The organism is Aquitalea sp. S1-19 (assembly GCF_024343515.1).
This window is the reverse complement of the sequence record NZ_RJTZ01000115.1, coordinates 1-9,248: the sequence shown is the minus strand read 5'-3', so window position 1 is coordinate 9,248 and position 9,248 is coordinate 1. Positions and strand designations below refer to the sequence as shown.

The 9,248-nt window shown below is 62.5% G+C and carries 9 protein-coding genes; 7 read left to right on the top strand and 2 right to left on the bottom strand.

Annotated elements, in window-relative coordinates; genetic code table 11:
• From EGI20_RS14605 to EGI20_RS14580, 6 genes are all read left to right on the top strand, one after another.
• Window positions 1-232, top strand: a 232-nt coding sequence (locus EGI20_RS14605) for a hypothetical protein (protein WP_498632365.1), incomplete at its 5' end; no start/stop codon positions are given.
• Between the two features lie 64 nt (window positions 233-296).
• Complete coding sequence (locus tag EGI20_RS14600) at window positions 297-494, top strand: hypothetical protein (protein ID WP_498632363.1); 198 nt, start codon at window positions 297-299, stop codon at window positions 492-494.
• A 303-nt stretch (window positions 495-797) separates the two neighbouring features.
• Window positions 798-2,678 (top strand): methyl-accepting chemotaxis protein, encoded by a 1,881-nt coding sequence (locus tag EGI20_RS14595; protein ID WP_498632362.1) that lies wholly within the window; start codon window positions 798-800, stop codon window positions 2,676-2,678.
• Window positions 2,679-3,234: 556 nt separating this feature from the next.
• Window positions 3,235-4,179, top strand: a complete 945-nt coding sequence (locus EGI20_RS14590) for a sigma-70 family RNA polymerase sigma factor (protein ID WP_498632361.1) — start codon at window positions 3,235-3,237, stop codon at window positions 4,177-4,179.
• 310 nt (window positions 4,180-4,489) lie between these two features.
• Window positions 4,490-5,971, top strand: coding sequence for a winged helix-turn-helix domain-containing protein (locus tag EGI20_RS14585; RefSeq protein WP_498632359.1), 1,482 nt, complete (start codon window positions 4,490-4,492; stop codon window positions 5,969-5,971).
• Window positions 5,972-6,036: 65 nt separating this feature from the next.
• The gene (locus tag EGI20_RS14580; protein WP_498632358.1) at window positions 6,037-7,461 is read left to right on the top strand and encodes a winged helix-turn-helix domain-containing protein; all 1,425 of its coding nucleotides are present in this window, start codon (window positions 6,037-6,039) and stop codon (window positions 7,459-7,461) included.
• Between the two features lie 121 nt (window positions 7,462-7,582).
• Here the strand turns inward: EGI20_RS14580 and EGI20_RS14575 are convergent, their stop codons facing one another.
• On the bottom strand, window positions 7,583-7,798 hold the full coding sequence (locus EGI20_RS14575) for a hypothetical protein (RefSeq protein WP_498632356.1): 216 nt from the start codon (window positions 7,796-7,798) through the stop codon (window positions 7,583-7,585).
• A 389-nt stretch (window positions 7,799-8,187) separates the two neighbouring features.
• On the opposite strand from EGI20_RS14575, the gene EGI20_RS14570 reads away from it, so the two are divergent.
• Entirely contained in the window at window positions 8,188-8,856 is a 669-nt protein-coding gene (locus EGI20_RS14570) for a histidine-type phosphatase (protein WP_498632354.1), read from the top strand.
• On the opposite strand, the gene EGI20_RS14565 is transcribed toward EGI20_RS14570, so the two are convergent.
• The coding region (locus EGI20_RS14565) for a hypothetical protein (protein WP_498632352.1) at window positions 8,857-9,248 on the bottom strand (392 nt) is incomplete at its 5' end.

The window sequence follows — 9,248 nt, the reverse complement described above, 5'->3', positions numbered from 1 at the left end:
TGGCGGGCAGTGGCAGCTTGAGCGCTGCAACGCGGTCAAAACGCGCTACCGGCTGGTGCTGCCGGCTGGGGCGGGCACACGGCTGGAAGAAGCATGGCGCTTGCGTAGTAGCCATCCCGTACAACTGACTTTGCATGGCGAGGCGGTGGCCGAAGAGGGCGCTTACCGGCTCGAAGTACGCGAAGTGCGTGCGCTGGCATCGAGCAGCTGCCACTTGGAAAGCCTGTTCTGAATTTGACGAGACGGCGCTTGTTACGCTGGCCAATTCGATCCGATCCTTCTGCGGGAGATATACGATGTCTCTGCAAGTCTACCTGGCCGGCGAACTGGCGCTTGTCGCCGATGGCGACACCTTGCACGATGCGGCGGGGATGGCGGTCGAGCATTTCGGACTGTCGCTGAATCTGATGCTCGCTTCTAGCGCGCATTGTCACGAGATGCGCGAGGCGGCAGTCGCCGCGTTCGCCGCCTGCCTGCGCCTGGTGGCGCTTTAGACCTGTTAGGCCTGGATGGCCGGCAGGGCTCATGCCGCTACGCGCGGCGCGATTATCACCGCGACCGCATGGTTCGTGTCGTTGCCTTGGCCGCGGACCGGACTGTTTGCACGTGGCATTTTTCATGGTGTAAAGCTGAAATCTGCCACGCGCGGTTGATCCATTGGCTTCGCTGACAGCATGTGATTATTCACGATAATGGAAATATGAGTTTATATGAATATAATCTAAGTTAGATTTATGCCAGGACTCTGGCCGCGGTTGACTCCGCTATCTTGTATCGTTTCTTAAAGAGGAGTGCCCGTGTTCAAGACCCTGAAAGCCCGGCTGGTGATACTGTGCGCCGGCCTGCTGTTGCTGTTGGCAGCCATCCTGTTTGCCATCTCGTTCACCCAGATGCGCCGCGCGCTGATCGACAGCAGCGATGCCGAGATCAGCTCGCTCGCACGCAGCGAGGCCGCCTTGCTCGGCCAGTGGTATAGCGACCAGTTGCGCGACGCCCGCAGTGTCGAGGACGAAACACAGGCGGCTGACCTGACCCGCCTGATCAACCGCCAGGCGCGCATCAGCGGTTTCGAGAATCTGGCTGTCGGCTACGAGGACGGCCGTTTCGTGTCCGACCATGGCAAGGTGTTGCCCCCCGGATTCGACGCCCGTACCCGCCCGTGGTACCAGCGGGCTAAGCAAAGCGGCGAGCCGGCACTGAGCAAACCCTACGTTGATGTGATCAGTAAAAAGCTGGCGGTCACCCTGAGTGTGCCGTTCAAAGAGAACGGTGCCTTCGCCGGCGTGATCGCCGCCGACGTGCTGGTCGACAAGCTGTTCGCGCAACTGGCCGAGCGCAAGGTGCGCGCCGACGGCTACGTGTTCCTGCTCGACAAGGACGGCACCGTTATCTCGTTCCCGCAAGCCGAGCATGTGCAAAAACCGGTATCCGAGCTGGCTCCTACGCTGACTGGCGAAACCGTCGCCCGCATGGCGGGCGAAGACGAGGGGCGTTCCGTTGTTGTCGATGGGCGCGAGATGGTTGTCGCCTTGCATCCGGTCGCCGGCACTGACTGGATTGCCGGTGTCGCGATGGATGAGGCGCTACTCGATGCGCCGATCACCCGTCTGAGCTACCTTTTGGGCGGCTCGACCTTCGGCGTGATGCTGGTACTGGTGCTGATCGGCGGCAGTGTGATCGGCGGCATGCTTTCCGGCCTGATCCGTCTGCGCGACGCGATGCGCGAAATCTCGCAGGGCGACGCCGACCTCACTCGTGCGCTACCGGTGAAGGGCGAGGACGAAATCGCGCAGACCGCCGAGGCGTTCAACGCCTTCGTCGTCGGGCTGCGCACCCTGTTCGGCAGCCTGCGCAGCGAAGCGGGACAAGTCGCCAGCGGCGTCGCGGCGTCCAGCCATCTTGTCAGCGAAGTGGCGGCCGGCTCGCGTGCGCTATCGGATGTCTCCAGCGCCAACGCGGCGACACTGGAACAAATTACCGTCAGCATCGCGCAGATTGCCGATGGCGCGCAGCAGGCCGACCAGTTGGTGTGCGACACGCGTGGTGAGATGGAAGAGAGCGCGCAAGGCATCCGCCGCTTGTGCGAGGGGATGGAAGGTACCGCCGGCAGTGTGCGTGCGCTGGAAGGCATGTTGGGTGTTTTGAATACCCGCGCGCAGGAGATTTCCGGCATCACTGACGTGATCCGTGATATCGCCGACCAGACCAATCTGTTGGCACTGAACGCTGCAATCGAGGCGGCGCGCGCCGGCGAGCAGGGCCGAGGGTTCGCGGTGGTCGCCGACGAGGTGAGAAAGCTGGCCGAGCGTACCGGGCAGGCAACGCAGCAGATCGCCGGCATGGTAGAGGCGATCCGTGAGGAGACCGCGCAGGCGGTCGGCGACGTCAATCGCACCGTCGAGTCGGTCGAAGGGGGCGTCACCGTGTCCCGTGAAGCGGCCCTCCAGATCGAAGGCATCCGCCGCGCGATGGGCGAAGTGGTCAGCAAGATGGGCGAAATCAGCCACTCAACTAGCGAGCAGCAGGTGGCGACCACCCTTATCGCGCAAAGCACCGAGCAGATCAACGGTCAGGTTCTGGAAAACGACAGCCGCCTGCAGGAGGTCAGCAGCACGCTGACCGAACTGGACATCGCCGCCCGGCGCATGGGTGACGAATTCGGCCGCTTTAAGCTGTAAGCCGCTTTTCCGCTTGGATCAACACGAGCCGGCCAGACGCGAGTCTGGCCGGTTTTTTGTATGCCGTGGATGAGCGCTCTATTGGCTTGCCGGTGCCGCTGGATGGCGGGGTATTGCCCTGCCGCCATTCTGACGGGTTCCCCGTCTGGTCCGGTCCTTTCCTGTCAGGATCCGGACGGGGTGACGGGTCGTGCACCTCCGCTTGCGCCATCCTTGCCTGTGCCGCGGCAGGGGGCTGCGGGTCTCAGGAAGACGTCAGCTGTGTCATGGCACGGGTCTTTGCTGGGTGAAAAAGCGGCACGGTAGATACCTCGGGTGTTGGCGACGGGGGAAGCCGATGTGCCTTGTGCCAAGGGCCGCGTTTGCGTTCCCCTAAAAATTAGTTTTTAAACAAGGGCTTGATGTTTTCTTGATATGGCGGGGCGATAACTGATCGTGCGATGAGGACAACAGCGGCATGCGGAACTAACTTTGCCGGCGTTTCCCACCTGGAGTCGGAGGTACCCGGCGCCGGTGGCCTTGTCAGCTTTGAAAAAATGGAATTCGGAAGAGACTTATGTTCGCCGTTGCAGAAGCCTGTTTAGTAGACGAGTCGATCGCGCAATTTGCTGAAGACGACGCCCCCCTCGCGCCTTGCATGGAAGAGACCGTGCAGGATGCATGGCGTGAAGAGACAACTACGCTGACTCGCATCTATCTCAACGAGATCGGGCGCAAGCCTCTTCTGACTCAGGAGGAAGAGCAGCGGCTTTCCCTTCGTATGAAGACAGGGGACGAACTGGCGCGGTGCGAGATGATAGAGCGCAACCTCAGGTTGGTCGTGTCTATCGTCAAGCATTATCAGAACCGTGGCGTTGATTTTCTGGACCTGATCGAGGAGGGCAATCTTGGCCTGATGCATGCGCTGGAGAAGTTCGAGCCCGAACTGGGCTTCCGCTTTTCGACCTACGCGACCTGGTGGATTCGCCAGAACGCCGAGCGTGCCCTGCTTAACCAGTCACGCACCGTGCGCCTGCCTGTGTACGTGGGCAAGCAAATCTCCAAGGTGCAGCGCACCTTACGGGCGCTGGAGGTCGAGGATGGATGCGAATCCTTGACGGCCGAAGTCGCACGTCGCCTGACGTGTCCGCGTGCGGAAGTGGAAGGGCTGCTTGAATTGCAAGGGGGGTGTGTCTCTTTTGAGACCCCGTTGGGAAACAGTACCGCTTTGACCTTGGTTGATGTCCTGGCCGATGATCCGCAGCGCATGCCAGACCGTCTGCTGCAGCGCCAGCAACTGGATCAGGGCCTGCAGGGCTGGTTGAGCGAGCTCTCCGCCAGACAGCGTGCGGTCATCGAATTGCGGTTCGGACTAAATGGGGATGAGCCGCTGACGCTGGAGGTGGTAGGCAAGCTGCTGGGGCTCGGCCGCGAGCGGGTACGCCAGACCCAGGTCGAAGCGCTGGAAACCTTGCGCAAGATTCTGCGCCGCGACGGCATTGACGCGGTCGATGCAGGCTGAGCGGGCTGTCCGTTTTGCCTGGCTTGCAAGATGGCGCTTAAAAATGGCGTGCTTCCAATTGCAAGTTGGCCGTTGTGGTTGGCGCGATATAAGGCCCTGTCCGTAATGCATTTTGCCGGGGCTTCGTGAGCCTTCGGGGTAGGGCAAGGGGCTTGTTGCTACAAGCCCCTTGCCTATTCGTATTTCCTCGCGCCATTGCGCCCGGTTTGCCCAAGCGACAAGCTTGAACATGTCCGCGCAGCGGGCACAAATAAAAAGCATAGATTATTAATCTGCTATATATTCAACTTTTTATTTACTTAAGATTTTAATGCCGGAAACATGTTATCTGTTGGGTGATTGGCTGTTTCTGAGCGAACAGGGGCTGTTGCGCGACGAGGCGCGCGCTGTCGAGGTGGTGCTGACGCCGCGTGCCGTGCAGTTGCTGAGCTGTCTGGTCGAGCACGCGGGCGAAGTATTGGGACGGGACGAGTTGATCGGTGGTGCGTGGACGCGCGGCGAAGTGACCGACCATGCGCTAACGCAGGCGATTTTCGAACTGCGTCAGGTGCTGCGTGGCGAGCGCGATAATGCGGCCTGCTATATCCAGACCGTGCCCAAGCGCGGTTATCGCCTGGTTGCACCGGTTGAGCGCTGTGCAAATAAGTTGTCCGGTATCTGTCCACCTGCGGCCGCAGCAGTGGACACAGGGTCTTCTGTTGACACTGCTTCCCTTGGCGGAGGGCTGCATCCGTGGCGTCGTCCCGTGCTGCTTATTGTGCTTCTGTTTTTGGTATTGTCGTTGGCGGGCTTCTTTCTGTGGCCCGCGCCTGCGACGAATGAGTCCGCGCCGAAAGCTCTTCTCAGCACCCAGCGCATCGATGTCCATATCGAGTCGACTGGCGATGAGCGTTTGACGGCCTTGCAGTATGGTGTGGGCGGTTTTGCCGCCTATATCCTGACCATGCGCACGCCTTACTCAATGACGCAGTTTATGCCGTCCGACAGGGGGGCGGTCTGCTGCCTGAATAGCGCGCGGGAGCTCCGGCTGAGCGTCGAGCGCGTCGGCGAGGCCGATTTTTTACGCGCGCGCTTCGAGCACAGGCTGCGGGGCTTACCACTGTTTGACAAGCGCTATCCCTTGCATCCGCTTCACGGTGCGATGTCGGCCCTGAGCGCAGACCTGTTGCAGGCCTTGCACTATCCGCGTCCGACCAAACCGTTGGCAGCGCCTCCCATGGAAGACCCTCATAATGCTGAACGCTTTTTCATGGCGTATTACCGGATCGCCAAGGGGGATGCGGCATCGCTGCGCATGGCGCACGCGACACTCTTACAGATGACGGCCAGTCATCCCAGAGCCGATCTGCTCGCACTGCGCGGCAGTATCGAGCTTGTCTTGAGCGATTTGGATACGGGTGCTGCTGGGCGCTGGTTGAAGGCGTCGGATACGACTTTCGATGTGCTGTACCAGCAGGAGGGCACTCCGTATTTTGCCTATCCGGTGGTCTTTGAAGCGCGGGCGATGCATGCCTTGTACCAGGGGCAGCAAGCCAAGGGCAGGGCGCTGATCGAGCAGTCGCTGCACCTGCGCGAAACCTGGAGCGCACAGATCGTGAGCGGCAAACTGGCCGAGTTGGAGGGGAGCTTGGACGAGGCCGCCGATGCCTACAGCCGAGCCTATCAGCTTAAGCCGGATGCCGGCACACTTGTCTGGATTACCCGTCTGGGCCTCGATACCAAGTTGTCCAAGCTGGCACCGCGCCTGAGCAAGCTCGTGGCACAGGCTGCCGGACAGGATGCGGGAGGCTAAGTGAGATGAAGCAGATCCGGCGTTTGCTTGCGCGCCTCACCCGGGGCAGGCAAGCGTCTGCTGTTATGCACGATGCCCAGCCCGCTGCCGAGTTTCAGCTGGGGAATTGGCGTTTTCTGGTCAGGCACGCGCGGCTGCATGATCCGGTGCGTGGACGCGAGCTGACGCTGACGCCGCGCGCGGCCCGCTTGCTTGCCTGCCTGGTCGGGCAGCCCGGCGTCGTGCTTGCCCCGGCCGAGCTGGCGGCCTTGTGCGGCGTCAATGCGGCGGGGCATGCGTTAACCCAGGCCGTATCCGAATTGCGTCAGGCGCTGCGTGACGGCTGTGACGATGCGCCCTGCTATATCCAGACCGTACCCAAGCGCGGCTACCGGCTGGCGGTGCCGGTAACGAGCGTGACCGCTGGCGCCATCCCCGTCACCTGGCCGGGGTGGCGCTGGCTGCTGTTTGGCGCTTTGGCGGCAAGCTTTGGCGCGATACTGTTCATGTTGGTGTGGCCGCCGCGCCTATCGGACACGACTGCGCCGCCGCTGTATGAGCTGCCCAACCCCCGCCGCATTATGGTTGTGTTCGAGCTGACGAAGGACGAGCGCCTGAATGCGCAGCTGGTCGGTTTGGGTTCGCTCGCCGCGTATACGATTGCCCGGTATTCCCCGTATGAGGTGGTACAGTCGATCGATGAGCGTAGCCAGGCGATAGCCCACAGCGCGCGCAGCCTGCAATTGCGCGTCGTGCGGGTCGGCCAGACATCGTATCTGCACGCGCTGATGACCCATCAGTTGCGCGAGCAGGTTCTGCTCGACAAGCACTATCCGCTGCAGTTGCAGGCAGCGGCAATGACGGCGCTGGCTGGTGATGTGCTGCGGGCGCTGCACCAGCCCGTGCCGGAAAAGTTGCCCGGAGCGGATACCGCCGCTGACCTCCATGCAACTGAGCTGTTTTATCAGGGGTATTACCGGTTCTTCAAGGCCGATGCCGCCTCGCTGCGCGCGGCGGTCAGGCTGCTCGAAGAGGTGCGCGCGCGCTATCCGACGAGTCCGGAAGTGCTGGCCATGCTGGCCACGAGCATGCTGGTGCTGGGCGACCTGGCGACCGATGGCGAGCCGCCGCCCAAGCGTGCCGAAGTAGATGCCGTCATGGCGGTGCTGGCTGCGCAGTCTGCGTCGCCGCATTACCAGAATGTGCTCGTGTACGAGGCACGCGCGCTGTACGCGCTATACCGTGGCCAGCCGCAGCAGGGGCTGGCTTTGATGGAGGCAGTCTTGCGCAAGCGGGATAGCTGGCGCGCACAGGTCATCCGCGGCAAGCTCGCCGAACTCGCCGGGCAGCTTGACATCGCCGCCGATGCCTACGCCCGCGCCTGGTTGCTCAGCCCGACTTCCTCTACGTTGCTCTGGATCCGGCAACTGGCGTTCAAGAGCGACCTTGCCGCTGTCGCACCGGGCTTGGTCGATCAGCGTCTATATGATGCGGATGTCTACGTTAAGTGAATGAAAAACGCTTAACCATCATGCGCGATGCGCCCGTTGTGCCGGGTCGGCACCGACACCAAGGTGTCATCGATGATCTGACCGTAGCGGGCGAGGTCGCCTTCGCCCTGCCGCTGGCGATTCATCCCGGCATCTTGCCGCTGTCGGGATGGCGAGCACACCCGATCTGTAAACCAGCCTTGCCAACGCCGAGGTGCTGGTACGCGAGGCCGTCAAGGCCTGCGCCCAGATCATCTTGCAGCAGGCGTTGCTCGAAGAATCCTGTTTCTGTCTCGAAAAACTGGATGCCGCGTATATGTCTGCCGTTCTGGGTGGATGCCGAGGCGGTGTTGTGCATGGATGGAGCCGTGGTTTATATCACATTGGCTCGCATGCAAGGCATCACTCACAACGTTGTGCAGGCTAGGCCTGATCTTTGTGTGAGGGTCTTCCATATCCGGAGTGTGAAAACCTATCGCCAACGCCTGAAAAACTGGATGGCGTATTTTCACGGCGCAGCAAGCAAATATCTGCTCAACTACTTGGGTTGGCGGCACGTGCCGGAATGTTGACAGATTCAGCCCGTGCACGGTCTGCAGGAGGCGTTAGGCCGCGGAGACCAAGGCACAATGAGGACGTAGCATTTGGTAAGGGAAGGTTGCGATGCGGGGATGGCAACAATGGTTTCTGGCATGCGCATGCGCATGCGTGTTTAGCGCGTGGCCGGTAGCGGCCAGGGCGGACGACGTGCCGCTGGCTTTGGTGGTGCTCTCGCGGCACGGGGTGCGCGCGCCGACCCAGCACGCGGACACGCTTGCACAGTGGAGCGCGCGGCCGTGGCCGGTGTGGACGGTCGGGCGGAGCGAACTCTCCGCACGCGGCGCGGCGTTGGCCGAGCCTATGGGCCGCGCCTATGGCGAGCGTCTTGGGCTGGACGCGTGCCCGGCGGCTGCAGACATTTCGTTGTATGCGGATGTGGACGAACGTACGCGTGCGACCGCCGCCGCGATCGCACGCGGGCTGTCCGCTGCCTGCACGCCGCGGGTGGTGTCGGCCAGCGGCAAGCTTGATGCGCTGTTCCACCCGGTGAAGGCCGGCGTGTGCGCGATTGATCGCGCGCAGGCGACGGCGGCAATGCTCAAGAGGGCCGGCGGCGACCTTGCGTGCTATGCAAACAGGCAGGCGGCGTCGCTTGCGCTCATACAGCAGGCGCTGGGGCCGACGCCCGACGTGCTGTGCGCGCGGGAAGGTGCTCAGGCACCGTGCGCGCTGACGCAGTTGCCGACGCGCATCGCGCCGCGCCGCGAGGACGGCCATGCCAATATCGCGCTTGCCGACGAGATTGCCCGGCGCCGGGCAGGCCGAGTGGGCGTTCTGGGCAGGCAAGGCGCTGCTGCCGGTGCGCCGGCTGGGTGACTAGCAGCTAAAGCAGAACGGCAATGGATCGGGCGGCGGCATGCCTTGGGCGTCGCGCATGAAGTCGCTGGCGGCAAAATCGCGCGGGCAGTCGACGCTGTCCAGCGCCTTGACCCGCACCTTGGAGAAATTGACGCTGCCGTTGGCGCGCAGACCCAGTACGCCGCCGGCAAGCATGGGGTCGCTGTGGCGCAGCAAGGGCTGGCCGTCGACCCACGCGGTCATCTGCTTGCGGCATACATTGACGGCGACACGGTAGCGGCGGCCGGTGTAAAGCTCGAATCCCGACTGCACCAGCGAAGGCTCGCCGCGGTCGATGTCCGGCAGGCGCAGGTAGCCGACCCCCGCGTACGCGCGCCGGTCGATGCCGTACATCACGAAGCGGGTGAAGC

Bases quoted from the DNA above. Each gene is read 5' to 3' on its own strand.
- EGI20_RS14600 (WP_498632363.1), top strand. From the start codon at position 297: ATGTCTCTGCAAGTCTACCTGGCCGGCGAACTGGCGCTTGTCGCCGAT.
- EGI20_RS14590 (WP_498632361.1), top strand. From the start codon at position 3,235: ATGTTCGCCGTTGCAGAAGCCTGTTTAGTAGACGAGTCGATCGCGCAA.
- EGI20_RS14585 (WP_498632359.1), top strand. From the start codon at position 4,490: ATGCCGGAAACATGTTATCTGTTGGGTGATTGGCTGTTTCTGAGCGAA.
- EGI20_RS14580 (WP_498632358.1), top strand. From the start codon at position 6,037: ATGCACGATGCCCAGCCCGCTGCCGAGTTTCAGCTGGGGAATTGGCGT.
- EGI20_RS14575 (WP_498632356.1), bottom strand. From the start codon at position 7,798: ATGCACAACACCGCCTCGGCATCCACCCAGAACGGCAGACATATACGC.